Here is a 24,562-nt window from a genome sequence, read left to right as displayed (position 1 = left end):
ATCCGGTGCACGGCACGGGTGCACCCTTTTCTCCCGAATCCACGCGACTGCCCCTCTCCCCACTGTGGCAAGTTGCTACGGGAGTGGGCGAATCTGCCTCATCAGTCCGCTTGCGGTCAGAAGGATGCCTGTGGCGGACTCGACAGTTGCGCAGCAACGATGTCGCGCGACAGCCCCGGTAAGGCCGCGCGGCATGGCGCGATGACCTCGGCGATCACCTCGCGGCGCAGCGCTCCGAGCGCGCGCGCCGGGAGCAGGCCGAGCGCCTCGTGCACGGCGGGCCCGGGGGCCGGGTCGGCGGCGTAGCGGGCGGCGGCGCGGGAGAACGCGCGCTCCGCCGCGGAGCGCGCCGGCTCGCCGAACGTCGCGAGCATCCACGAGAGCGCCTTCCACGAGAGCGCCGCGTGCCGCTCCTCGTCGGCGGCGATGCGCGCGAGCGTGGCCGCGAGCGCCGGATCCCCCGCGCGCTGCGAGAGCTCACGGCCCTCCGCCGCGCCCAGCGCCTCGCCAACGCAGCCCTCCTCGACGAGCGCCTCCACCACCTCGGCGACGCTGGCGCCGAGCGGCGCCGTGGCCGCCTCGAGCAGCGGCCCGGGGCCGATCGCCCGGCCGGCGAGCCGGGAGGCGACGCCGTAGGCGAGGCGCGCGTGCTCCATCTCGTCGAGCGCGGCGCGGTGCGCCTCGCCGACGAGGGCGGACGGCGCGCCGAGCGCGAGGAGCTGGAGGGAGAAGCGGGCGAAGCTCGCGATGGACGCGTGCTCGAGCGCGGCCATCGCGGCGTAGTGCGCCGCGGCGAGCTCACGCACCTCGGGCGGGAGCGACGCGACGTCGAGCTCGGCGGGCGCGCGCCAGTCGTCGCGCGCGGCGCCCTGCGCGGCGCGCGGCTGGCCGTCGACGACGAGCGGGCGGCCGATGGCGCAGGAGATCCCGGCGCACTCCCAGCGCACGCTCTCGGCCTCCGGGTCGGTGACGACGCAGGCGGCGCCGCGGTTCTCCTCGGATCGGCAGTCCGCGTCGCGCAGGCAGGCATCATCCTTCGTGCGGCAGGCGAGCGTGACCTGCTCCCAGCAGCCATTGAAGTACGCCGACAGGCCGCAGGTGCTGCCCGGGCAATCGGCGTCGACCGAGCAGAGGGCCTTTGCGCAGACCGAGTGCTGCTCTCGGAGGGCGCCAGTCCCCTTGCACACGCAGGCCTCGGACGCGCCGCACTCCGCGTCGCTCTCGCAGGAGTACTCGCAGCCGCAATACGGACCTATCTGTCCGAACGAGCTCACGCACTTTCCGCGGGGCCCCTCGTTGCAATCGGCGTCCGTCCTGCACTGGAACGTCCGCTCCGTGCCGCTGCACGCGCGCTGGTCGATGGTCGCGTCGCACCGGACCCGCGTGGCGCGGTGCACGGTGCCGTCCCGCTCCGTCACCCAGCCCACGCCACGCGGCGGCCGGGGCCCGGGCGCGGCTTGTTCGTCCGGGACGCCCGCGTCGCGGGGCGCGGCCTGCGGCTCGCCGAGCGTGACGACCGCGATCTCGGGGCTCTTCGCGTTGGAGCAGCCGGCGGCGCCAGCGGCGAGGAGGAGGGTCATGCGGAGCGAGCGATGGCGTTCCATTCGCGGAAGGGTAGCAGAGGGGCGCGCGACGCCGGATCGATGGGCTCGGGGACGCTGCGCGCCGGCGCCGACGCAGGGCGGGCGGAGCGCGTGGCGCAGGAGTTCGCGGTCGATCCGGGACAAGGCGGAGCGCGTGGAGCAGGAACTCGCGGAGGTGGTGAGGCGTGAAGGCAGAGTACGACGTACCGGCACGACGATCGGGCGAGGCGCTCTAGCGTGCCGCGAGACCGCCGACGGGACCGTCCGCCGTGGTGAGCCGGGTGACGCAAGGCGAACCTCGACGATCGAAGCGACATACCCAGGCACGGTCGGCGTCGTACGCGACACAACCACCGATGGACACCGGCGGTGCGGCTCGCAGGCTCGGCAACGACTCGAGTATCGCTTCGCCCCCTGCACGCCATCGAAAGGACCATCTGTTCATCTCGGAGGGCTTCTCCGGGTGTTCCTGGCACTCGACGAGGCGCCCGCCGCCGTGCCGACTCCATTCGAGCAACCGCCTCGGCACGTAGAGGTCCCCGACGTGCGAGAGCCATTCTCTCAGGCCAGGGCTGTCAGCTTGCCCATTAACGAAGACCCTGGTCGACGTGATCCATTCACCGGACAGCCGCCTCAAGAGCAGCTCATCAAAGCGCGACAGCAGCAGTTTTTTCTCGACTCGCCTGGGGAAATACCCGGCATGATAGCGGCCAAGATTTGCCAGCTGTGGGTGGAGCGCGCCGCCCGCAGCGCACAACCTGGACAGGGCGACGGGGGATCGGTCGCACCATAATTTCCATACCGTGGCAAGAAGCGCGACCTCGAGCTCCGAGCATTCAGTCACAGCCGGATTCCGCCGCAGAGCGTCCGCGACGTCAAAAAATGCCTCTTCCGTCGGGTCCTGGCCGCGCGGAAACGGCACGACAATGTCCGACCTGAGAGCAATGAGTTTTATCTGGCGCCTTCGCTCCGCTCCGGAGGCACAGATTCTACACAAGCTCAGCAACCCGTTGATCGTCGGCGGGACGGCCACGCAGACAGGTAGATCTGCAGAGCGGGCGAGCTCCTTGCTGAGCTTTGCCGATGGCTGCCTTCCCCAGTATCCAGTGCGCGCGGCGCGATGACGCCTCGGGTCCGAGCTCGACGGACCAAGAAGAAGATTGTCATCGTCGACGACGACGGGAGACACCATCTTCTTGAGCTCCGACTGTGCGATTCTACCGATCGCGACATACACGGCATCATTCTGCAAGGAGATCATCATCGATAACCGCACGATCTACAGTTGCACACCGGCGGATATTCCAGGTCGAGCTCGCAGGCTCTAAGGCACGTCCTGCAAGGGCTGCTGCCGTGCACATCGCAACCGGGGAATCCCACGATACATCTTCCACCAATCTCTTGACATTCCCACGAGGCTGAACCCGGGCCACGCGCCTCCCGCATCCTCGCGTCACCTCCGCCGAAGCCCCCGCCCGCTTCCCCCCAACGTCCGCCACCACCTCCGCCGAAGCTTCGCGCGCTTCCCCAGACGTCCCGCGCCACCTCCGCCGAAGCCCCGCGCGCTTCCCCAGACGTCCCGCGCCACCTCGGCCGAAGCCCCGCGCACTTCCCTCGCGTCCTCCACCACCTCGGCCGAAGCCCCGCGCACTTGCCTCGAGTCCCGCGCCACCTCCGGCCAAGCCCCGCGCACTTGCCTCGACGTCCTCCACCACTTCCGACCAAGCCCCGCCAGCTTCCGTCGACGTCCCGCGCCCTCTCCGGCCAAGCCCCGCCAACTTCCCCCCGACGTCCTCCACCCCCACTCCCTTCGACGAAGCCCCCAGCTCGCGTGCAACCCGACGACTCTGCACCTGAATCGCGCCCATTTCGTGCTCACACGCGGCGCTCGTCCCTGTGCGACTTACTCCTTGTGCTTATGCCCAAACCCAAAAGCCCGAACAAATCAGGGACACCCGCCGTTGGATCCACCCAGCTCCACACCGCGGAGGCGGCCTTCCAGCGCCTGCGGCCCGACCTGGACGCCATCCCGCTCGCAGGGATCGAGGTGCCGCGGCTCGATCTCCAGGCAGCCGCCGTGCAGGCCATCGGCGTGGCCGAGGCGCTCTCCGCGCCGCAGCTCCGCCAGCGCATCGCGGCCATCGCCGCGACGGGAGCGCTCGACGCCGCGCTGATCGGTGGGCTCGAGGGCGTCGCCTGGGCGACATGGTTCGCCCGGTACAAGTTCCTCCTGACCTCGGCCACCCACTCCGGGGCAGCGCTCCCGGCCCCCCTCGTCGAGCGGGCGTACGAGACCCGCGCGCGCATGCTGAAGACGCTCGAGTATCACCTCGACGGCGACGCTGAAGCCACCGCGCAGCTCGCGCACCTGCGCGCGGGCAGCGGCCACCTCGATCTCGCCAACGACCTGTCCGGCGCCGCCGAGATGTACCGGAAGCACCGCGCGGCCATCCAGGACGACAAGCGGAACTTCCGCGGCGAGGACGAGCAGGAGGCCGCCGCCCTCGCGGCGCAGCTCCTCCGCCTCCTCGGCGCCACGGCGACGCCCGAGCAGACGCTCTGGAAGGGCTACCAGGCGCGCGCCGCCAAGCTGCTCTTCCGCCACTACGACGAGGCCGTCCGCGTTGGCCGCTTCCTCTTCTACTACGACGATCCCGAGGGCCGATTCCCCAACCTGTACACGGCGACGCGCTCCACACCGACGTCCCCTCGGACCGACAAGAAGCCAGACGCCAGCCCCGTGAAGCCCGAAGCCGCCCCCGTCGATCCGCCGGTCGGCATCGCCTGATCTGATCCGGACGCTCACGCTCCCCTTCGGCGCTCCTCCGGTCGCCGCTCACCACGCCTGCGCACGCCCTGCGGCCACAGCGCTGCTGCGACCGCAGGGCGCCGGCACGGCGGTCACCTCCTCGCCCTGCGCCCGATCCCGCGCGCGTCGCGCCCGATAGGCTCGCCCAGCTCGAACGCCGGCTCGCCGGTCCTCGCCGGCGGCGCTTGCGGCTCGCCCGCCTCGAGCGGGCCGTGCGCGTTCTCGGCGTCGGCGATGGATGGATAGCGCTCCACATCGCCGTCGACCCGGAAGCCCCCCTCGCACGCCGGGCGCACCACGCGGCCGAGCACAATCCCCTCCTCCCAGATCCCACCGTGCTCGACGGCGATCGCTGCACCGGTGGACACATCACCGAGCCGCGAGAGCGCGCCGTCCGGCCGCTTCGGCGTGGGCCGCCAGCGCAGGATCGTGTCCTCGTGAAGCACGACCACCGCGCGCTCGCCGGGCAGCTCTGAGATCCCGAGCGCAAAGCGCACGCGGTGCCCCGGGGCCTCAGAGCCCCCGCCGCGCCCGCCGCGGGCAGCGCTCTCCGCCTCGTCGATCGCGGCGAGCTGCTCCGGTTGCCGATCCTCGAGCGGAGCCATGCGCCGTGTCCTCCTCCGCGGATCTCGGACGAGGTCGCCGCGCCGTCAAGCCCGCTGCGTCGCCCGCCCCCTCGCGCGCGCCAGCTCGGACGGCGCGCGTCCTCCAGCCTCCAGCGCGCGCAGCGCTCGCCCCTCGCGCAGCGCGCGACGCCCACGACGCACAGCGAGCGACGCACGGCGAGGATCGGGATCGCAGACCGCTCCAGTCGCGCACCGCTCCCGTCGAACGCCACCCCGGACGGCGGTGACCAGCGCTGTGTCCGACGCTTGACGTCCGCCGGACCTCCGTCCATCCCCCCTCGCACGATGGTGTCGTTCGATCCGTTCCCCGCCCTGATAACGCCGCGCCTCCGCCTCCGCGCGATCGAGCCCGCCGACGCCGCGACCATCCTCCGCATCCACTCCGACCCGGAGGTGACGCGCTACTTCGGCCGCGCGGCCGACAGCTCGCTGGCCGACGCGGAGCAGCGGATCGCTCTCGTCCTCGCCGGGATCCGCGACGCCACAGCCATCCGCTGGGGCATCACCCTCCACGAGAGCGGAGAGCTCATCGGGACCACGGGCTTCTGGCGCTGGCACAAACCCCATCGCTGGGCGGAGATCGGCTACGAGCTGCTGCCCGCGCTCTGGAACCGGGGCATCATGACCGAGGCGCTGCGCGCCATGCTCCCCTTCGGATTCGACGTGATGGACCTCCACCGCATCGAAGCGCACATCGATCCCGAGAACCGCGCCAGCATGCACGTTCTGGAGCGGCTCGGCTTCGTGCGGGACGGGCTGCTCCGGGAGAACTGGTATTACAACGGGCGGTACACCGACACCGCGATCTACGGGCTCCTGCGCCGCGACGCCGACGGCGCCGCGAGGTGACCCGAGATCGCCCGAGCGGCCTGCGCGCGCTTCCCTCCCGCGCTACCTCGGAGCTGTCGCTCCCCTGCTGCCCGGCGGCGCCGCGGTCCCGGCCTCGCCCTTGCGCGCCAGGTTCAGCTGGATCCGCGCGGGGGACTCCGACGTGATCTCCACCGTCTGTGAGACGCCGTCGCTCGATCGCACGTCCACCGAGAGCGACACCCCCGGCATCGGCCGCGCGATGACCTGGCTGCCCACGCCGAGCACCACGCCGTTCAGCCGCACCACCGCGGCGCTCGGCTCGATCTGCACCGCGATCGGATCCACGAGCGACCGCTGATCCCTCGGCCGGCTGAGCGCGACGAACATGAGCGACGCCACCGCGACCCCCGTGGACACCGCGGCCACGAGCCAGGGCAGCGCCACCGGGCGCAGCGCGTCGCCGCCGGCGCGCATCAGCCCGCCGAGCCCCCGCCGCGGCTCCGACCGCGCGCTCCGCCGGCCCTCGGAGGACGGCCCCGCGGACAGCGTCGCGCCCGGCTTCGGCCGCCACCCCGCGCGCTGCTGCGGGGCGACGGCGGCCGCGATGCGCTGCCGCTCCTCCTCCATGCTCTCCCCGCAGCGCTCCAGGAGGAGCTCCGCCACGTGCGCGGGCGTCACGACGCCCGACCTGCGCATGAGGAAGTCCTCCAGCACGCTCGCCATCTCGCCCGCCGTCTGGAAGCGCTTCCGCGGATCGCGCGCGAGCGCCTTCACGATGATCTCCTCCAGATCACGCGGGCAATGCGGCGCGATCAACGTGGGCCGCGGCGGCTCCGGCACCCCGGTCTGCGGCAGCACGAGGTCGTGCAGCACCTGGAACGGGAGCGCGCCCGTCACCGCCTCGAAGAGCACCACGCCGAGCGAGAAGATGTCCGAGCGGCGATCGACCGGGTGCCCCTGCGCCTGCTCCGGCGACATGTACTCGCCCTTGCCCTTGATCTCGCCCGTCTGCGTCGTGTCGCCCAGGCGCTCGAACGCCTTCACGATCCCGAAATCGGCCACCTTCACCGTGCCGTCGCGATCGATGAGGATGTTCTGCGGGCAGACGTCGCGGTGCACGATGCCGAGCGGCTCCCCGCGGTCGTCGTGGAGTTCGTGCGCCGCGTGCAGCCCGTGCGCCGCGTCGGCCACGATGCGCGAGGCGATCGCCGGGGAGAGCGGCATCGGACGCAGGCCCGGGCGGAGCAGCTGCTGCATCGTCTGCCCGTCGATCCACTCCATCACGAGGAAGAGCACGCCGTCCGTGTCGCCGAGGTCGAGGATCTCGACCACGTTGCGGTGGTGGATCTTCGAGGCGAGGTTCGCCTCGTCGAGGAACATGCGCTGGAACTGCGGATCGCGCGCGAGCGCCGGGATGAGCGTCTTCAGCGCGACGACCTTGTGAAAGCCGCGGGAGCCCTCCATGCGCGCAGCCCAGACCTGGGCCATCCCGCCCTCGCCGATGAGGCGCAGAAGCTCATATCGCCCGAGACGTTGCCCCGGACCGGGGTCCTCGGAGATCCGCATGGCTCACCAGATGCTGGTGCTCGGGGAGCCGCGCCCGCGGTCCCCAGGAGCAGCCCGGCCGCGGGTCGCGGCCCCTCTCTCCAGACGATCACCATATCCAAGCGCGACCGCGCCGGAAAGGCTCGTGTGGCGCGCCCGCGCCCGCGACGCCTCGATCCCAGCGTCCGCGACGCCCGCGAGGCCCCGCGCGCCCTTCTCCCTCGCCCGCGATCCGCGTCGCTCCCCCGCCTCTCCCCTGCTATGGCCGGAGCACGATGACGAACGCCACAAGCGCTCCGCCCGCCCGCGCGGACCGGGCCCCCGCCTCCAAAGCCCTGTTCGACCGCGCCGCCGCTGTCCTGCCGGGCGGCGTGAACAGCCCCGTGCGCGCCTTCCGCGCCGTCGGCGGCGACCCCCTGTTCATCGCCCGCGCGGAGGGCGCGCGGCTGTTCGACGCCGACGGGGCCGAGTACATCGACTATGTCGGCTCCTGGGGGCCGGCCATCCTCGGCCACGCACACCCCGCCGTCATCGAGGCCGTCCGAGAGGCCGCGCTGGGCGGCCTCTCGTTCGGCGCGCCGACCGAGCTCGAGGTCCGCTTCGCCGAGAAGATCCGCGAGCTCTACCCGAGCATCGACATGCTCCGCTGCGTCTCGAGCGGCACCGAGGCCACGATGAGCGCCATCCGCGTCGCGCGCGGCTTCACGCGCCGCGACGCCATCATCAAGTTCGAGGGCTGCTACCACGGCCACGCCGATCACCTGCTCGTCAAGGCGGGCAGCGGGCTCGCCACCTTCGGCGCCCCCGACTCCGCCGGCGTCCCCGAGAGCATCGCCCGCACCACGCTGTCCCTGCCCTTCAACGACCCGGCCGCCCTCGAGGCCGCCTTCGCCGCGCGCGGCGGCGACATCGCCGCGGTCATCCTCGAGCCCGTGGTCGGCAACATGGGCTGCGTCCCGCCGGAGCCCGGGTTCCTCGCCCTCGTGATCGACCTCTGCCGCAAGCACGGCGCGCTCTCGATCTTCGACGAGGTGATGACCGGCTGCCGCCTCGCCCGCGGCGGCGCGCAGGAGCGCTTCGGCCTCCGGCCGGACCTGACGACGCTCGGCAAGATCGTCGGCGGCGGCATGCCCCTCGCGGCCTACGGCGGCCGCGCCGACGTGATGCGCGTCGTCTCGCCGCTCGGCCCCGTGTACCAGGCGGGCACGCTCAGCGGCAACCCGCTCGCGGTCACGGCGGGGCTCGCGACGCTCGATCGCCTCACGCCCGCTCTCTACGAGCGGCTCGAGAAGCTCGGCGCGTCCCTCGAGGCGGGCCTCCGGGCCGCCGCCGAGGGCGCCGGCGCGGCCGCGTGCGTCCAGCGGGTCGGCTCGATGATCACGCTGTTCTTCACGAGAGGCCCGGTCCGCTCCTGGACCGACGCCGCCACGTCCGACACGAAGCGCTTCAGCGCCTTCCACGCGGCGATGCTCGCGCGAGGCATCTACTGGCCTCCGTCGCAGTACGAGGCGGCGTTCCTGAGCGGGGCGCACTCGGAAGAGGACATCGAGCGGACGATCGCCGCCTGCCGCGAGGCGCTCGCGGCCTGAGAACCGCGCCGGCCCCTGCCGGGAGGGCACCGCGAGGGCGGGCCAGGACGGCGAAGGGCCGACCGCCGCGGCGATCGGCCCTCCCCGCGCCGGCGCGCGGACGGGTGTCGGAGCGGGTCAGTCCGCCGCGCGGACCCAGCCGTTTCTGTAGTAGTTGCCGCGGGCGGTCGGCCAGAGCAGGCAGTTCGTGGCCGATCCCGGCACCGTGTACACGTAGGTGTTCGGCTCCGGGTCCGCCCCGTCCCACCCGATCTCGCGGAGCGACACGACGATCTCGATCGTCCCGTCGCCGTTCACGTCGGCGAGCGTCGGCACCGGCATCGCGCCGAGCCGCGGCAGCGCGATCTGGTGCAGGATCTCGCCGCCGGCATTGAGGACGAAGAGGTGGCTCCTGTCCTCCTCGGTCGAGTAGGTGTTGAACACGATCTCGGGGATGCCGTCGCCCGACAGATCCCCGACCACGACGCCGCCCGTGAGCACCTGCGTGTCGTCGGTGTAGGTGACGGCCCAGAACTCGGTCTTGTCGGCGTAGACCGCGTGGATCCGCCCGTCCAGGCCCGCGAAGATCATCTCGGGCCCGGCGTGCGTCGCGTCGAGATCGGCCACGGTCACCTGCTGCGTCATGGCCACGATGTTGCCGCCGAGATCCTCGCCGCCGGACAGGTAGTCCGCCGCGTAGAACGGGCTCTCCCATCCCTCGATGCGGCTCGCGTCGTTGCGGACCACCCACAGGCCGACGCCCTGGGACTGGTTCGACATATCGACGTCCTCGGCCGCCCCGAGCATGATGATCTCCGGCGTGCCGTCGCCGTCGACGTCCGCGATCGCAGGGGCCGAGTTCTTGAAATAGGCCTGCAGGTCGCTGCTGTCGCCGAAGCCCTGCTGCGCGAGCTCGAGATCGTGCATGTACCGCACGCCCGGCGTCTTCGGGCGGCCCTCGAACATGGGATTCGCGTCGAAGGCCTCTCCCGTGCCGTGGTAGAACCCGGCATAGGAGTTATCCATCGGCGAGACGATGTCCTGCGATCCATCGCCGTCGAGATCGCCGATGGCCAGGTTCTGGTCGTAGGCGCCCACGATCCAGCACTCGGCGTCGTCGCTGCGGCGCGCGTCGCAGCCGATCGTCTGGCTCTCGATCGGGGGGAAGCCCTGGACCGGCGACCCGCTCGCGTGGAAGGCCATCAGGATGTCGGAGTAGTCGGGGGACCTGTCGGTGCTCGCGGCGACGACGTCGAGCTGACCGTCGCCGTCGATGTCGCCCGCGGCGAGGGAGCGGATCTCGTCGTTCCAGGTGACGGGCCAGCCGCTCACCAGCCGGCCGCTCGCGTCGAGCATGTAGATCGTGGTGCGCGCCGCGAAGACCACCTCGAGCTGCCCGTCGCCGCGGAAGTCCGCGACGATCGGGCTCGCCCAGATGCGGCCGTTCTGACGCGACTCGTCGTACCGCCACTTCTGCTCGCCGTCGGGGCCCCAGACGACGACGTTGCCGTTGTGCGTCACCAGGATCTCCTGCTCGCCGTCGCCGTCGAGATCGGCGACCACCGGCGACCCGAGCCACGCGCTCTCGTCGTCGTCGGACAGCTGGAGGAGGAGCTGGGGCTCCGCGACGTCGGAGGAGCCGCTCGACCCCGGAGCGCACGACGCGGCGGCCGGCAGCGGCTTGGAGCCCCCACCGACGGGGGGGCGGTAGCCACCGGAGCCAGAGGAACCGGAGGAGCCGCTGCCGCTGGTGGGAGAGGTGCCGTCAAGGTTGCCGAGCTGCCCTTCGCAGGCCGCGAGGGCGAGGACGCTGGTGAAGAGAGCGATTCTACCGGGAATTACAAAACCTCGGTTGCAGACAAAGGACTTCATCATGCCAGGAAGCTTACCAGCGCTCCGGGCCCCACAAAGAGGTGGAAGCGGAAAATTGACGCAGTCGCGCACGCGCCGAACGGTACGTTACGCTCCTCCTTCTGGCGCGCAGGTGGCACACGTCATTGCAGGAGGGAGGCAAGTCCACGTCCGTGACGTAGCGCGCACGCTTTCACCCCCCGTTCCCCGCTCCCCACCTCCGCTCGCGCCCCCGCGCGACGTCGGAGGCGCATGGCGGGGGTATGGGTGCGGGTAGGTGCTGTGCTAGGCTCCGCCGCCATGAACGTATCGCGACGGCTTTGGATTGCCGGCGCCGCATGTGCCCTCCTGATGGGGACGACGGCGCTCGGCTGCAGCTCGAATCCCGCGCCCAAGACGGCCAAGGTGCAAGCCGGTGACATGCCCGAAGGCGGCGACTGGACGGGGGTCTATTACAGCGAGCTCTACGGCTACCTGCACCTCGTGCAGGACAACGACGCCATCGAGGGACGCTGGATCCGTCCCGTCAAGGATCGCTGGGGCGTGCTGCACGGGACGGTGACAGGCGACCTCATCAAGTTCACGTGGACCGAGCACACCATCGGCGCGATCGGGCAGAGCGCGACCAAGGAAGGCCGGGGGTACTTCAAGTACACGCGGCCGGAGGGCGAGAACGTCGACGACCGGCTGACGGGCGAGATCGGCCGCAACAAGGACGAGGTCGGCGAGCCCTGGGAAGCGGTCAAGCAGCGCAACATGCTCCCGGATCTGAAGTCGATCGGGGGCTCCGGCGCCTCTGACATGGGCGGCGGCGACTGGGACAGCGCGAACCAGGAGGAAGGCGCGCCCGAGCCGCCCGCCTCTCCTTCCGACGAAGCACCTGCCGAGCCCCCCGGCCTCTGACATAACAGCCCCCGATGACCCAACCGCAGCCTCGAGGCATCCAGTTCCGTGAACCCCCCATCTTCGAGCGTGGCACGCCGGGCAGGACCGGCGCGTCGCTCCCACCGCTCGACGTGCCCGAGGTCGAGCCCGCCGCGCACTACGGCGCGCTCGCCCGCAAGGAGCCGGCCGGCCTGCCGGAGGTGAGCGAGCCGGAGGCCTTCCGGCACTTCATCCGGCTCTCGCAGTGGAACTTCTGCATCGACGGGCAGATGTACCCGCTCGGGTCGTGCACGATGAAGTACAACCCGAAGATCAACGAGTGGGCCGCGCGCATCCCCGGGTTCGCGAAGCTGCACCCGATGACGCCCGACGAGCTCAGCCAGGGGTCGCTCGAGGTGATGTGGCGCCTGCAGGAGGCGCTCTGCGAGGTCAGCGGGATGGACGGCTGCTCGCTGCAGCCGTCGGCGGGCGCGCAGGGCGAGCTCGCCGGGCTGATGATGATGCGGGCGTTCCACGAGTCGAAGGGGCGCTCGCCGAGGAAGGTGTTCATCCCGGAGAGCGCCCACGGCACGAACCCGGCGAGCTGCGCGCTCAACGGGCTCGTGGCCGTCCGGATCGAGAAGACCGCCGACGGCATCACCCACCCCGAGCAGGTCCTCGCCGCGATCGAGCGCGAGGGGTCGGACGGCGACGTCTGCGGGCTGATGATCACGAACCCGAACACCCTCGGGGCCTACGAGACGCACCTGCCGGCGATCATCAAGCTCATCCACGACAAGGGCGGGCTCGTGTACGGGGACGGCGCGAACACGAACGCGATCATGGGGCACGCGCGCCCGGGCGACGTCGGCATGGACGTCATCCACATCAACCTGCACAAGACGTTCACGACCCCGCACGGCGGCGGCGGCCCCGGCTCCGGGCCGGTCTGCTTCAAGAAGCACCTGGAGCCGTTCCAGCCCTCGCCCGTCCTCGTGCGGCGCGGCGACGCGTTCGCGTGGGACCGCGACCGGCCCCAGAGCGTCGGGCGGCTCCGGGCCTTCACGGGCAACTTCGGCATGTTCATCCGGGCGTACACGTACATCCGCGAGATGGGCGGCGACGGCCTCACGGCGGCGAGCAGCCTCGCCGTGCTCAACGCGCGCTACCTGTGGGCCAAGCTGAAGGATCACTACCTCGCGCCGGTGCCGCAGCCGTGCATGCACGAGGTGGTGCTCTCCGACAGCCAGCTGGAGAAGGAGACAGGGGTCAAGACGCTCGACGTGGCCAAGCGGCTGCTCGACTACGGCTTCCACGCGCCCACGGTCTACTTCCCGCTGGTCGTGCCCGGCGCCCTGATGATCGAGCCGACGGAGACGGAGACCCGCGAGACGCTCGACGAGTTCGTGGCCGCGATGCTCAGCATCCTCAAGGAGGCGCAGGAGACGCCGGAGGTCGTGAAGCAAGCGCCCCACGGCACGGTGGTCGGCCGCCTCGACGAGGCCCGCGCCGCGCGCCAGCCGCGCCTGCGATGGTCGAAGGCCTGAGCTCCCCGGAGGAGGCGGCCCGCGGTCGGCCTCCTCCGGCGGGCGGCGCCAGCCGGCCGTGCGCTCCAAATTCGCGAATCTCCGCCGGACGCGACTACAATGAGCGCCGAGGGACCGCGGTGAGGCACCTCACGGGACGAGCGACGCGTGGCCGATACCGTTGAGAACGAAGGGGACATCGAGACGATCAGCCAGACCACCCCGGTCTCGGTTGGAGACACCGTGCGCCTCGTGTTCCGCGCCTACGACGAGGCGACCCCGCCGTTCAACATCAAGATCCGCTCCCCTTCCGGGAAGATCATCATCGAGCGCGTGCTGCGCGATCTGCCGACCGGCAAGCCGCAGAGCGCCTCCCCCGTCGAGTTCAGCGCGTCGTCCCCCGGCGAGTACAAGATCGAGATCAAGCAGCTCTACGGCAAGGCGAAGGGCACGGCCGTCCTGCGCGTGAAGCCCTGAGGCGCGCCCGCCGGCTCCCCCTCCCCTTCCCCTTCCCCTTCCCCCTACCGTCGCCGGAGCTCACCCGCACAGGAGACGGGCCCAGCTCGGTGTTTTCGGCGCGGAAGCGTACTCTTGTACGCTGAGCACCGAAAACACCGAGATGGGCCCGTATCCGAAGCGGGTGAGCCCGCTAGAAGCCAGGGAGGAGCATCGCGGTCATGCGATCCGGGCTGACGATGCCCTGCTCGTGCATCCAGCCGTTCGCCGCCTCGACGGCGGCGCGGCCCTCGTCGCCCTTGAGCAGCTCGCCGTGGCGGCGCCGCGCCGCCGCGGCGTAGAGGGCCATGCCGGCGGCCTCGAAGCCGCGCGCCGCTTCGGCGAGCTGCTGGACGGCCACCTCCGCCTCGCCGCGGGCCGCGGCGATCGCGGCGCGCACCGCGGCCGCGAGCGGGTCGGCCCAGGGCATGTGCTCCGCGTCGATCTTGCGGGCGGCGCGCGTCGCCTCCTCGTACAGCGGCTCCGCGTCGGCCGGCGTGGACGCGGCGGCGGCGGCCAGCGCGGCGCAGGCCCGGAGGTGGGTGATGATGATGCGCACGGCCTGGATGCGCAGGACGAGCGAGCTCTCGAGGCCCGCCCGCTGCTCCGCGAAGAGGCGGTAGGTGGCCTCGCCCTCGCCCCGGTAAAGGCCGATGTGCGCGCGGGCGACGAGATCGAAGTAGCTCTGCAGCTGGAAGCCCGCCTTGGACCAGCTCCGGATGGCGTCCTGCGCCTGGCGCAGCGCGGAGTCGGGGTCGTCGCCGACGAGCCAGTAGGCGTTGCTCTGCGAGGAGCGCAGGCTCGTGGCGAGGTAGCGATCGCCGCGCTCGTCGGCCGCCTGCAGGTACATCGGGACCCGGCGCATGAACTCGCGCGTCTCGCCGCCGTACCAGAGCGCCCAGACCGAGAAGGTGTGCGCCCAGCTCCGCTCCCACGTGACGCCGGTGCAGCGCTCGCGAAAGATGGTGTCCGCCCGGTCGAGATCGGCCACGCCCTGCTGCCAGCGGCCGAACAGCGTCGCCGTGACGCCGCCGACGAACCCGACGAGGCCGAGCGCGTGAGGCCTGCCGATGCGCGCCGCGATCGCGCTCGCCGTGGAGAGCAGATCGGCGACGCGGGACGCGGACGGGCCGCCGTCGATCGCGAGGTAGGTCGCCTCGAAGGCGAGCGCGCGCGTCACGCGGTACGGCTCGCCCGCCTTGAGCGACAGGAGGAGGTTGCGCGCCTGGAAGTCGGCGCCGCGCGTGGGGTCGACGATGGCGAGCCCCATCGCCGCCGACCAGCACACGTCGATGCGCATGAGGTCCTCGGGCGAGACCTCGTCGGCGGGGCGCTCGACGAAGTTGAGCCCGCGCAGGCGCACCTGCGCGCGCCGCAGCATCAGCGACGCGACAGCGAGCTCCGGCGTCTTCGGCACCTGCATGCCGACCGCGCCGAGCACCGAGCGCAGGCCAGCCATGCCGGCGTCGACGTAACCGGCGCGGAGCAGGTTCTCCGCGGCCCGGCGGCCGAGATCGATCGCCTCGGACTCCGGTGCGCCGTCGCTCGCGGCCATGTAGGCCTCCGCCGCCTTGGCGCCGCGGCCCGCGCTGCTCAGGGCGTCGCCGAGCTTGGCGAGCACGACCCGCCGCTCGGCCCCGCCGGGCAGGTGGAGGTCGATCGCCATGCGGTAGAGGCGCGCCGCGTGGTCGAACGCGAACGCGGCCTCGGCATGCTCGCCGGCGCGCACGGCGTAGCCGGCGGCGCGCTCGGGGTCCCCGGCGGCGCGCCAGTGCTCGGCCAGCGCCTCGAGCTCGGCGCGCCCCGAGGCCTCCAGCGCCAGCGCGAGCCGGCCGTGCCAGCTGCGCGCCGCCTGCTCGTCGAGCCGGCTCGCCACCGTCTCCCGGATGCGGTTGTGGAACGGCTCGAGGAACTCGTCCTGACCCGAGCCGCCGGTCCGCACGAGGTTCGCCGCGCGCAGGGCCGAGAGCACCCGCGTGAGCTCCCCGAAGTCCGCCGCCATGGCGTGCGCGGCCACCGACGTCAGCACCGGCGCGCCGGCGCACACGACGAGCTCGAGCAGCTGGCGCGCCCGCGGGTCGAGCCGGCTGATCCGCGCCCAGAGGACGTCGTCGAGGCGCACCGGGCCGCCGTCGGTGTCCGGGGACATCATCCGGTGGCGCAGGAGCGCGTCGATAAACAGCGGGTGGCCGCCGGCCTCCTGCGCGATCGCCTCGATGCTGAGCGGGCGGCCGACCGGGGCGCCCCGGAGGAGGAGCGCGCAGAGCTCCTGCGCCTCCGCGAGCGACAGGCGGTGGAGGATGATGTGCCCGAGCGAGTCGATCGGCACCCCGAGCTGCCGCGAGACGGGCGGCGCTGTCTCCGAGGCGGTCCGCACCGTGGCCACGAGCATCGTCGCGCGCGGGCGCGAGGGGTCCACCAGCGCGCCCGACGACACGGGCCCATCGAGGCCGGCGAACGAGCCGGGCCTGCTCGCGGCGATGAAATCGGCCTCGGTCCACGGGCGCATCACCTCCGAGAGCAGCGCGACGCTGTCGGCGTCCGCCCACTGGAGATCGTCGATCGCGAGCACGAGCGGCCGCTCGGCCGCGAGCCGGCCGAGCAGCTCCCGCAGCGCGGCGAAGACGAGCGCGCGGATCTCGGGCGGGTCGATCGCCTTGCGCCGCGCGCGCGCCTCCGTGATCGCCGGGACCGTGCGGAGCACCGGGAACACGGTGCCGAGCAGGCCCGCGTTGGGCGGCAGGAGCGCCTTGACCTGCTCGGGGGGGCGGCGCACGAGGTGCCGGCTCAGCCCGTCGATGAGCTCGTCCACCGCCTTGTAGGGGACCGCCTCGCGCTCGTAGCAGCGCCCCGCGAGCACGAGCGCCTCCTTGTCGATGCGCTCCAGGAACCGGCGCAGGAGCGCGCTCTTGCCGACGCCCGACTCGCCCTCGATGAACCGCGTGACCGCGCGCCCGAGCTTCGCCTCCGCGAACGCGCCCTCGAGCGCGGCGAGCTCGCTGCGCCGGCCGACGAAGCCGATGCGCTGCGAGAGGACGGGCGGCTCCTCGATGAGCTCCTGCACCTGCAGCCGGCGCAGCACGTCGCGCGCCGTCGGCCGGGCGGCCGGGTCGATGCGGAGCATGTCCACGCAGAGCTCGTCGATGTCGGGGGGCATGTCCTCGACGAGCCGGCTCGGCGGCGGAGGCTCCGCCCGCCGCATCATGTCGAGCGCCGCCTTGGGCGCCGTCTGGAACGGGTAGACGCCGGTCAGCGCAAGGTAAAGCATGACCCCGACACTGTAGATGTCGGCCTCGGGCCCGGCCGCCTTGGCCTCGGCCTGCTCGGGCGCCATGTAATGGAGCGTTCCGACGACGGCCTGCTCGCGCGTTGTGCCGCTCGCGTCGGCGACGAAGCCGAAGTCGAGGAGGACCACCCGCTCTTCCGCGGTCACGAGCACGTTGGAAGGCTTGATATCGCGGTGAACCTTGTAAGCCGCATGCACCGCCGCGAGCCCCTGGGCGAGCTGCGCCAGGGCCGAGCGGAGGCGGGCCTCGTGGAAGGGGCGCTTGATCCGGGGCTGTGGCTCCGAGGCAGGGCCCTGCACCGCAGACCACATGGGGCTCGACGGCAGGGTGGAGCGGCGCCCGACGCCCGCGGGCTCGCCCCTCGGCCCGGCGTCGCCCTCCTCGTGGAGCCGCACGTGGACCACGAAGTCGACGCCGCGGATGAGCTCCATCGTGAAGAAGAGCTGCCCCTCTTCCTCGTGAAGCTCGCCGAGGCTGACCAGGTTCGGGTGCTGGATGTCCTGGAGCGCGCGGAACTCGTTCTTGAACCGGAGGCGCGCGTCGGCGCTCAGATTCCGGAGGATCTTGAGCGCCACCCGCCCCTTCCGCTCGCGATCGAAGGCCTCGTAGACAACCCCCATCCCGCCGCGGCCCACGACGCGAACGACCTGGAAGCGACGCGTGCCTCCAAACTCGGGTCTCGCGTTCCTCAGCCCCATGCGTGGGACCAAGAAATCACCGGCGCCGAGCGGTGGCAAGCAGTGCGTGGGGAGCGCGTGGGCAGCGCGTGGGCAGCGCGTGGGCAGCGCGTCGGGAGCGCGCGGCGAACGCGTGGGGAACGCGCGCCCGAAGCGCGGCGAAGCGCGCAGGAACGCGCAGGGGGAGCACGCTCCGAGCGCATTGAGCGCGCTCCAGCGAGGCGCGAGCCCTGCGCGGCGCTCCAGCGAGGCGCGAGCCCTGCGCGGCGCTGGAGCGCGCCGCGAGCAGGATCGGCAGAAAGGTGGCACGCCCAGGGGAAGGGCGGTAGCGTACGCCGCCTGCGAGCGAAAAGAGCCCGGCCGGGCGCGCGCCGCTCAGCCGGTCAGCCCGGCGCGCACCCAGTTGACAACGGGAGGGCATCATGGTCTGCGTAGTACGCTCCGAGGCTTCGGAAGCGGTTCGGAAAGCGCCACGCGCAAAGGGTTTGCTGGGGTGATCCAGAGGTTGAGAGACTTCTTCTCGTCGCCGGGGCAGCGCAGCATGGCGCCCCTGACCGAGAGCGTGGCCGAGCGCAACCCGGGATGCAGCCTCGTTGTAGAGAACGTCAGCAAGAGCTTCGGTAAGACACAGATACTGAACGACGTGTCGTTCACGGCGGAGGCCGGCGAGTTCGTCACGCTCCTCGGGCCTTCCGGCTGCGGCAAGACGACGCTGCTCCGCATCATCGCGGGGCTCGATCGCGCGGATCGGGGGCAAATCCGCCTCGCGGGCAGGGCGGTTGACCACCTGCCGGCGAACCGCAGGCCGGTGAACACCGTGTTCCAGAACTACGCGCTGTTCCCGCATCTGACCGTGTTCGAGAACGTGGCCTTCGGCCTGAGGTCGCGCAGCTTCCCTGATCCCGAGGTGCGCGAGCGCGTGCGTTCGAGCCTCTCGATGCTGAAGCTCGATGACCTCGCAGAGCGGTACCCGCACCAGATCTCGGGCGGTCAGAAGCAGCGAGTCGCGCTCGCGCGCGCGGTCGTCAACGAGCCTGAGGTGCTGCTGCTCGACGAGCCGATGTCGGCGCTCGACGCGAAGCTGCGCGCCGAGGTCCAGCTCGACCTGCGCCGGCTCCAGCGCGCGCTCGGGAAGACGTTCGTGCTCGTCACGCACGATCAGGACGAGGCGATGACCGTCTCGGACCGCATCGTGCTGATGAACAAGGGCCGCATCGAGCAGCAAGGGGCGACGGCCGAGGTGTACGAGCGGCCGCAGAGCCGCTTCGCCGCCGAGTTCTTCGGCGCGGCCAACCTCATCTCTGCGCAGCGCGTCGGCGCCACGCTCGTCTTCACGACGGTGGGCGCGCTGCGGGTGCAGACCAAGCCTCAGTGGGAGTACGGCACGCTCGCGATCCACCCCGAGTGGATCGAGCTCTGCGAGAACGAGCCGGCGGAGAACGGCGTGCGCGGCGTGGTGAAGGAGAGCTTCTACCGCGGCGATCACGTGGAGCTCATCATCGAGCCCGGGCCGCTGCGCGTGCAGCTCAGCCCCCGCTCGCGGCTCAAGCCCGGCTCCTCGGTCTGGCTCGCCCTGCCCGCCGAGCGGCTCGAGGTGCTCAGTGACTGAGCCCACGGTCTGGTATGGCCAGCTGACGACGCGGCGCAGGCTCCTCGCGCGGGGGTCGCTGCTCATCGCGGGCGGCGTCTCCTGGCTGTCCGTGTTCCTCCTCTTGCCGAGCCTGGCGCTCCTCGTCGTGTCGTTCCTCAAGCGCGACGCGGACGGCGCCCTGCTCTGGGAGCTGTCGTTCGAGTCGTTCGAGCGCATCTTCGGCTCCGCGTCCGGCGAGAACGCGCGCATCCTCATCAGGAGCATCGTCCTCGCGCTGGTCGTGACGACCGCCTCCGTGATGCTCGCGTATCCGATGGCCTTCTTCATCGCTCGCGGCTCGCGGAGCCGGCGGTTCTTCTGGCTCGCGCTCATCATCGTCCCGCTCTGCACGAACCTCGTGATCCGCACGTTCAGCTGGAAGCTCCTCCTGTCGGCGCAGCTCCTGCCTGCCAAGCTCGCCGCCTGGCTCGGGTGGATCGACCCGGGCCGCGACATCTATCCCAGCTGGACGGCGGTCACGATCGGCCTCGTCGCGGCCTCCCTCCCGTTCGCGGTGGTCCCCCTCTACACGAGCATCGATCGTCTCGACTGGTCGCTCGTCGAGGCCGCGCAGGATCTCTATGCGTCGCGGCTGCGCATCTTCCTCGCGGCGATCCTGCCGCAGACCCTCCCCGGCCTCAGCGTTGCAGTCCTCCTCACGTACGTCCCAGCGATGAGCGTCTTCGTGGTGAGCGACATGCTCGGCGGCGCGAAGCACTGGCTGATTGGGAACCTCATCCAGCACCAGTTCGGCCCGGGGCGGAACATCCCTTACGGCGCGGCGCTCAGCCTGGTGCTCATCGTTCTGACGCTGGGCGGAGTGTCCCTCTACCGCCGGAATGGGCGCTCCGTGGAGATCCTGTGAAGCTCGGCCGGGGCCTCTGGCGCGCGCTGACGACGATCGCCGCCTTCTTCGGCTTCGCGCTCCTCTACCTGCCGCTCTTCGCGGTCGCCGTCTACTCGTTCAACGCCGCGGAGCGGGGCCTGCTCTGGACCGGCTTCTCGGTTCGCTGGTACCTCGATCTCTTCGCCGATCCCGAGACCAACCGGCGTGCGCTGGAGATCCGCGAGGTCGCCGTGAACACCCTGATGCTCGGCGGCGCCTCCACGCTCATCGCGACGGTCCTCGGGACGCTGCTCGCCCTGGGGATGCACTTTCCGTGGCCGAGCTCCGTGAGTCGCGTGCTCGAGTCGATCGTCGACATCCCGGCGGTCGCTCCCGACATCACGTTCGCGGCGGTGCTGGTCATGGCGTTCAACGTGCTCCGCCGCGTGGTGGACCAGTGGTTCGAGCCCAGCATGACGACGATGATCATCGGTCATGTGACGTTCGAGATCGCGTTCGTGACGCTCATCGTCCGCAGTCGGCTCATCGCCATCGGGCCGACGCTGAGCGAGGCCGCGATGGACCTCTATGCGTCGCCCTGGATGCACTTCCGGAGGGTCACGCTCCCCCTCCTGTGGCCGGCGATCGTGGGCGGCGCCATGCTGGCGTTCACGCTGTCGCTCAACGACTTCGTGATCAGCTTCTTCACGTCCGGCCCACGCTCGGTCACGCTCCCGCTCTACGTCTACCAATCTCAGATGCGCGGCGTGCGGACCGACCTGTTCGCGATTTCAACGCTCCTCCTGATCGGCGTGGCGGTGTCCATCGTGCTCCTGGAGCGGCTGACCCGCTGGAGGCACAATTGAGCCGCCGGCCCGGCCTCGCAGACGAGGCGGCGGAGGCGGCGGAGGACAGCGCGCCGGGCGCTGGGTGGCTGAGCGGTTCGCGCGCCGCGCGAGCCCGGCGGACTCCTGCGCGTCAGCGCAGCGATGCAGCGCCCTTGTTCACCTTGGCGATGGGCCTGACCAGCGCTCCATCTCCCTCGGGCTCCCTCGGGCTCGCGCGCAGCCCGGCACCGGGGCGCCGAGCTCGAGCGCTTGCCTGACCGCGTCTCCTGCGGGGCGCCGAGCCCGGACCGCGCGCCGCCCCGGGCTCTGCTCACTCTGTCATGCGCTCCGCGCAGGGAGCCTACACAGCGGCGTCCACGCGGGCGTGAGGTCCTCGGCCGCCTGTGCGAACAGGTTGGATCGGCTGACGGCTTACGGTAAGCTGACCCGGCAATGCGGCTGTTTCGTCCCAAGCTCGCCGGGTCTTTGCGTGACGGCTGGACCCGGCGGACGGCGCTTTGCGCTCCACTTCGACCGTTGGGAATCGAGATCGAAAGATGAGCTTTCGTCGCTCCGCACTCCTACTCATACTCGTAGCACTCCTCACATTCTCCGGTCGGCCTGCCTGGGCGGATGATCTGGCCGATGAGGCCGATCTGCACTTCAGGATCGCCACGGAGCGCTATTCGGCGCGTGACTACCGAGGCGCCCTGGAGCACTTCCTGGTGTCGAACCGGCTCGTCCCGAACCGAAACGTCATCTTCAACATCGCCCGAACTTACGAGGCTCTCCAGGAGTATCCAGACGCATTTCGCTACTATGTTCAGGCGCTCGATCTCGAGCCCAACGCCGCGCGCAGGCCGGCCATCGAGGAGGCGCTCGCGCGCATCCGGCCCAACGTCGCCGTCATCAACGTGACGACGGATCCGCCGGGAGCGACGGTGTATATCAACCGTCGCGATCTCGGCGGCCGTGGCAACACGCCCCGCCTCCTCGGCTTCCAGCCCGGCAAGCACAAGATCATCGTCGACCTCGAGGGGTATGAGCCGGCGGAGGTCGAGAACGTCGAGGCGAAGATCGGCGAGCAAACGAACGTCGCGGTCAAGCTGAAGCGCATCGTCGGCACGGTGCGCGTGGTCGGTGAGACGGCGGGCACCGTTGTGCGGGTCAACGACGCGAGCGGCCCTCCGGCGTGCACCGCGCCGTGCGATCTCACGCTGCCTCCGGGCCGGCACCGCCTCTACCTTGCGCAGGAGGGTTATCAGCCGTCAGAGCAGGACGTGAACGTGGCGGCCGCGAGCACGGTGACCGCGCGTTACCGGCTCAACCCGCTCACCGGCAGCCTCGTCGTCAACGCGGACGAGCGCGACGCGCTCGTCGAGGTCGACGGAAAGCCGATGGGCTTCACGCCCGCGGTCCTCAACGTGCAGAGCGGCCAGCGCCGCGTGCGCGTCTCGCTGCGCGGCTTCCGCCCCGTCGAGCAGTCAGCCAACGTGGTGGCCGGACAGCAGACCCGAATCGACATCTCCCTCCGGCAGCTCGAGGAGGTCGAGGCCGCGTCGCGTACGGCAGAGGCCGTCGAGGACGCGCCCGGCTCGGTCACGATCATCTCGGGCCAGGAGCTCCGCGCGATGGGGTATCCGACCGTCGCAGAGGCCTTGAGGGGCATGCGCGGCGTCTACACGACGTACGACGGCACCTACTCCTGGGTCGGCATCCGCGGGATCAGCATCCCCGGCGACTACAGCAACCGCGTGCTCGTCCTGCTCAACGGGCACTCGATCAACGACACGTGGGACGGCCTCGCCTTCGCCGATCAAGCGGCGCGCACCGACCTGGAGGACGTCGAGCGGATCGAGGTCGTCCGTGGCCCGGGCTCGCTGCTCTACGGTACGGGCGCGTTCGTCGGCGTCATCAACATCGTGACCAAGGGCCGCCCGACGTCGTTCGGCGCGGGCGTCGGCGTGGGCGCGGCGCAGCACGGCTTCATCCGGGGCCGCGCCCAGGTGCAGGTGCCCTTCGGGCGCGACTCCGGCATGTGGCTGTCGGTCGCCGGCGGCCACGGCCAAGGGCGAGACTACTACCTGCCGATCCCGACCGGACTCGAGGACAAGTGGAAGGACGGGGACGCCAACTCCCGCGACGCGGACCACTTCAATGTCGGGACGGTCCAGGGGCGGCTCTGGTACAAGTCCCTCTCGGCGCAGGTGTCCTACAACGAGCGCAAGAAGGCGCTCCCGAGCGGCGCCAACTACACCATCGTCGGCGACGACAGGACGTTCTACCGCGACAGGCGCGGGTTCGCCGAGCTCACGTTCTCGCCGCGGTTCTCCGATAGCTTCTCGATGACGACCCGCGTGGGCGTCGACATGCAGCTCTACGATGACACGCTGTGGCTGGTCGACGCCGGGACGGAGACGACCCATGACGTCGAGCAGTACCAGGACACGTGGCTGCTCGCGGATCAGCGCTTCGAGGTCTCACCGCTCCGCGAGCTGAAGGTCACCGTCGGCGCCGAGGGCCAGATACACTTGCTCGGCAGGCAGCGCATCGAGGAGAACCGGTGCGGTGTTACTCCGTGCATCGACGAGCTCGTCCTGCCCGTCGGCGGCCTCGACCCCGACAACGAGGATCTGTTCGACTCGCATCCTTACCAGATCCTCGCCGGCTACGGCGTTGTCGACTTCGTACCGTCCGACCGCATCCGCGTCTCCGCGGGCGCTCGTATCGATTACTACAACTATGGAAAGGACGGCCTCAGCTTCAACTCCGGGATCAGCCCGCGTATCGCGCTCGTCCTCAAGCCCTACGAAGGGGGCAACCTGAAGGTCACCGGCGGCCGCGCGTTCCGCGCTCCGCCCATCTACGAGCTCTTCCTGACGGTGCCCTCGAGCAACTTCAATCCGGGGTACGATCCAAAGGAGTCGGACGAAGAGCGGATCGGTCCCGAGAGCGTGCTCTCGGGAGAGGTCGAGTTCACGCACCGGCTCTCGTCCACGCTGTCCCTGCTCGGCGCGGGGTACGTGAACTACATGACCGACATGATCGCGCAGACCGGCGAATTCACGCTGGAGGTGCCGGGGAGGTACGACAACACCAAGGATCCGATCCTCGTGATGGGCGCGGAGGCCGAGCTGCGCCGCGAGTGGCGCCAGGGCTGGATGGCCTCTGTCTCCTACTCCTATTCACGGGCGAGGTACCTCAGGGAAGGAGACGTCGACGAGGTGCTCAAGAAGGTGCCCAACTCGCCGGAGCACATGGCCGCCGTCAAGGGGACCGTGCCGCTGTTCGGAAAGGCCCTGATGCTGTCGACGCGCCTCACGGTCGAGTCGTCGCGCCTCGACAAGACCCTGACGGAGACCGATCCCGCGGTGATCTGGGACGTCGTCCTCTCCGGTCAGGCGGACGTGGCCGGCCTCCGCTACAACATGGGCGTCTACAACGTCGCGGACTGGGAGTACGAGGCCCCCATCTCGCCCCAGTTCACGGCGACCAGGATGCCGCAGGCAGGCCGCACCTTCCTCCTCTCGGCCAACCTGAACTTCTGATCATCGCGCGGCCGTCCTGGCCGCTCGCTCTCCACCTCACGCCCATCACCTCTCGGCGCTCCGCCCCGCGCCGCCCTGCTCGATCGCCGC

At 70.9% G+C, this 24,562-nt stretch carries 16 protein-coding genes; 10 read left to right on the top strand and 6 right to left on the bottom strand.

Annotated features, from left to right (window positions below; all coding sequences use genetic code 11):
• Positions 1–116: 116 nt before the first annotated feature.
• Together WMF19_RS51420 and WMF19_RS51415 are read right to left on the bottom strand one after the other, a co-directional pair.
• Complete coding sequence (locus WMF19_RS51420) at positions 117–1,580, bottom strand: ferritin-like domain-containing protein (RefSeq protein WP_437897052.1); 1,464 nt, start codon at positions 1,578–1,580, stop codon at positions 117–119.
• Positions 1,581–1,815: 235 nt separating this feature from the next.
• Positions 1,816–2,847 carry a hypothetical protein gene (locus WMF19_RS51415; protein WP_437897051.1) on the bottom strand — a complete coding sequence of 344 codons (1,032 nt, stop codon included), beginning with the start codon at positions 2,845–2,847 and terminating at the stop codon, positions 1,816–1,818.
• A gap of 654 nt (positions 2,848–3,501) precedes the next feature.
• On the opposite strand from WMF19_RS51415, the gene WMF19_RS51410 reads away from it, so the two are divergent.
• Positions 3,502–4,371 carry a hypothetical protein gene (locus WMF19_RS51410; protein ID WP_437897050.1) on the top strand — a complete coding sequence of 290 codons (870 nt, stop codon included), beginning with the start codon at positions 3,502–3,504 and terminating at the stop codon, positions 4,369–4,371.
• Positions 4,372–4,484: 113 nt separating this feature from the next.
• Here the strand turns inward: WMF19_RS51410 and WMF19_RS51405 are convergent, their stop codons facing one another.
• On the bottom strand, positions 4,485–4,997 hold the full coding sequence (locus WMF19_RS51405) for a hypothetical protein (protein WP_437897049.1): 513 nt from the start codon (positions 4,995–4,997) through the stop codon (positions 4,485–4,487).
• 306 nt (positions 4,998–5,303) lie between these two features.
• Between WMF19_RS51405 and WMF19_RS51400 the strand changes: the two genes are divergently transcribed.
• Entirely contained in the window at positions 5,304–5,867 is a 564-nt protein-coding gene (locus tag WMF19_RS51400) for a GNAT family N-acetyltransferase (protein ID WP_437897048.1), read from the top strand.
• 42 nt (positions 5,868–5,909) lie between these two features.
• Here WMF19_RS51400 and WMF19_RS51395 read toward each other — a convergent pair whose 3' ends face one another.
• Positions 5,910–7,394 (bottom strand): serine/threonine-protein kinase, encoded by a 1,485-nt coding sequence (locus tag WMF19_RS51395; RefSeq protein ID WP_437897047.1) that lies wholly within the window; start codon positions 7,392–7,394, stop codon positions 5,910–5,912.
• 254 nt (positions 7,395–7,648) lie between these two features.
• On the opposite strand from WMF19_RS51395, the gene hemL reads away from it, so the two are divergent.
• Positions 7,649–8,962: a glutamate-1-semialdehyde 2,1-aminomutase gene (gene hemL / locus WMF19_RS51390; RefSeq protein WP_437897046.1), complete on the top strand. Its 1,314-nt coding sequence runs from the start codon at positions 7,649–7,651 to the stop codon at positions 8,960–8,962.
• A 117-nt stretch (positions 8,963–9,079) separates the two neighbouring features.
• Here hemL and WMF19_RS51385 read toward each other — a convergent pair whose 3' ends face one another.
• Complete coding sequence (locus tag WMF19_RS51385; protein ID WP_437897045.1) at positions 9,080–10,816, bottom strand: FG-GAP repeat domain-containing protein; 1,737 nt, start codon at positions 10,814–10,816, stop codon at positions 9,080–9,082.
• A 276-nt stretch (positions 10,817–11,092) separates the two neighbouring features.
• Here WMF19_RS51385 and WMF19_RS51380 point away from each other — a divergent pair, with 276 nt between their 5' ends.
• The 3 genes from WMF19_RS51380 to WMF19_RS51370 all read left to right on the top strand — a co-directional run bounded on the left by WMF19_RS51380 (position 11,093) and on the right by WMF19_RS51370 (position 13,659).
• On the top strand, positions 11,093–11,695 hold the full coding sequence (locus WMF19_RS51380) for a hypothetical protein (protein ID WP_437897044.1): 603 nt from the start codon (positions 11,093–11,095) through the stop codon (positions 11,693–11,695).
• A 14-nt stretch (positions 11,696–11,709) separates the two neighbouring features.
• Positions 11,710–13,203, top strand: a complete 1,494-nt coding sequence (gene gcvPB / locus WMF19_RS51375; protein WP_012241772.1) for an aminomethyl-transferring glycine dehydrogenase subunit GcvPB — start codon at positions 11,710–11,712, stop codon at positions 13,201–13,203.
• Between the two features lie 147 nt (positions 13,204–13,350).
• Positions 13,351–13,659 carry a hypothetical protein gene (locus WMF19_RS51370; RefSeq protein WP_012241771.1) on the top strand — a complete coding sequence of 103 codons (309 nt, stop codon included), beginning with the start codon at positions 13,351–13,353 and terminating at the stop codon, positions 13,657–13,659.
• A gap of 172 nt (positions 13,660–13,831) precedes the next feature.
• On the opposite strand, the gene WMF19_RS51365 is transcribed toward WMF19_RS51370, so the two are convergent.
• Positions 13,832–17,662 carry a serine/threonine-protein kinase gene (locus WMF19_RS51365; RefSeq protein WP_437897043.1) on the bottom strand — a complete coding sequence of 1,277 codons (3,831 nt, stop codon included), beginning with the start codon at positions 17,660–17,662 and terminating at the stop codon, positions 13,832–13,834.
• 472 nt (positions 17,663–18,134) lie between these two features.
• Here WMF19_RS51365 and WMF19_RS51360 point away from each other — a divergent pair, with 472 nt between their 5' ends.
• The 4 genes from WMF19_RS51360 (at position 18,135) to WMF19_RS51345 (ending at position 24,472) form a co-directional block, all read left to right on the top strand.
• Entirely contained in the window at positions 18,135–19,250 is a 1,116-nt protein-coding gene (locus WMF19_RS51360) for an ABC transporter ATP-binding protein (protein ID WP_437897042.1), read from the top strand.
• Positions 19,243–20,136 carry an ABC transporter permease gene (locus tag WMF19_RS51355; RefSeq protein ID WP_437897041.1) on the top strand — a complete coding sequence of 298 codons (894 nt, stop codon included), beginning with the start codon at positions 19,243–19,245 and terminating at the stop codon, positions 20,134–20,136. Before WMF19_RS51360 ends, WMF19_RS51355 begins: the two co-directional genes overlap by 8 nt.
• Entirely contained in the window at positions 20,133–20,963 is an 831-nt protein-coding gene (locus WMF19_RS51350; protein ID WP_437897040.1) for an ABC transporter permease, read from the top strand. The genes WMF19_RS51355 and WMF19_RS51350 overlap by 4 nt, the downstream gene beginning before the upstream one ends.
• Positions 20,964–21,649: 686 nt before the next feature.
• Positions 21,650–24,472, top strand: coding sequence for a TonB-dependent receptor domain-containing protein (locus WMF19_RS51345; RefSeq protein ID WP_437897039.1), 2,823 nt, complete (start codon positions 21,650–21,652; stop codon positions 24,470–24,472).
• Positions 24,473–24,562: the final 90 nt, after the last annotated feature.

It is taken from the genome of Sorangium sp. So ce124 (assembly GCF_051525235.1).
Lineage (GTDB): Bacteria > Myxococcota_A > Polyangia > Polyangiales > Polyangiaceae > Sorangium > Sorangium atrum.
Note: the sequence above shows the minus strand (reverse complement) of the source record. Positions and strands in the feature narration are given on the sequence as shown.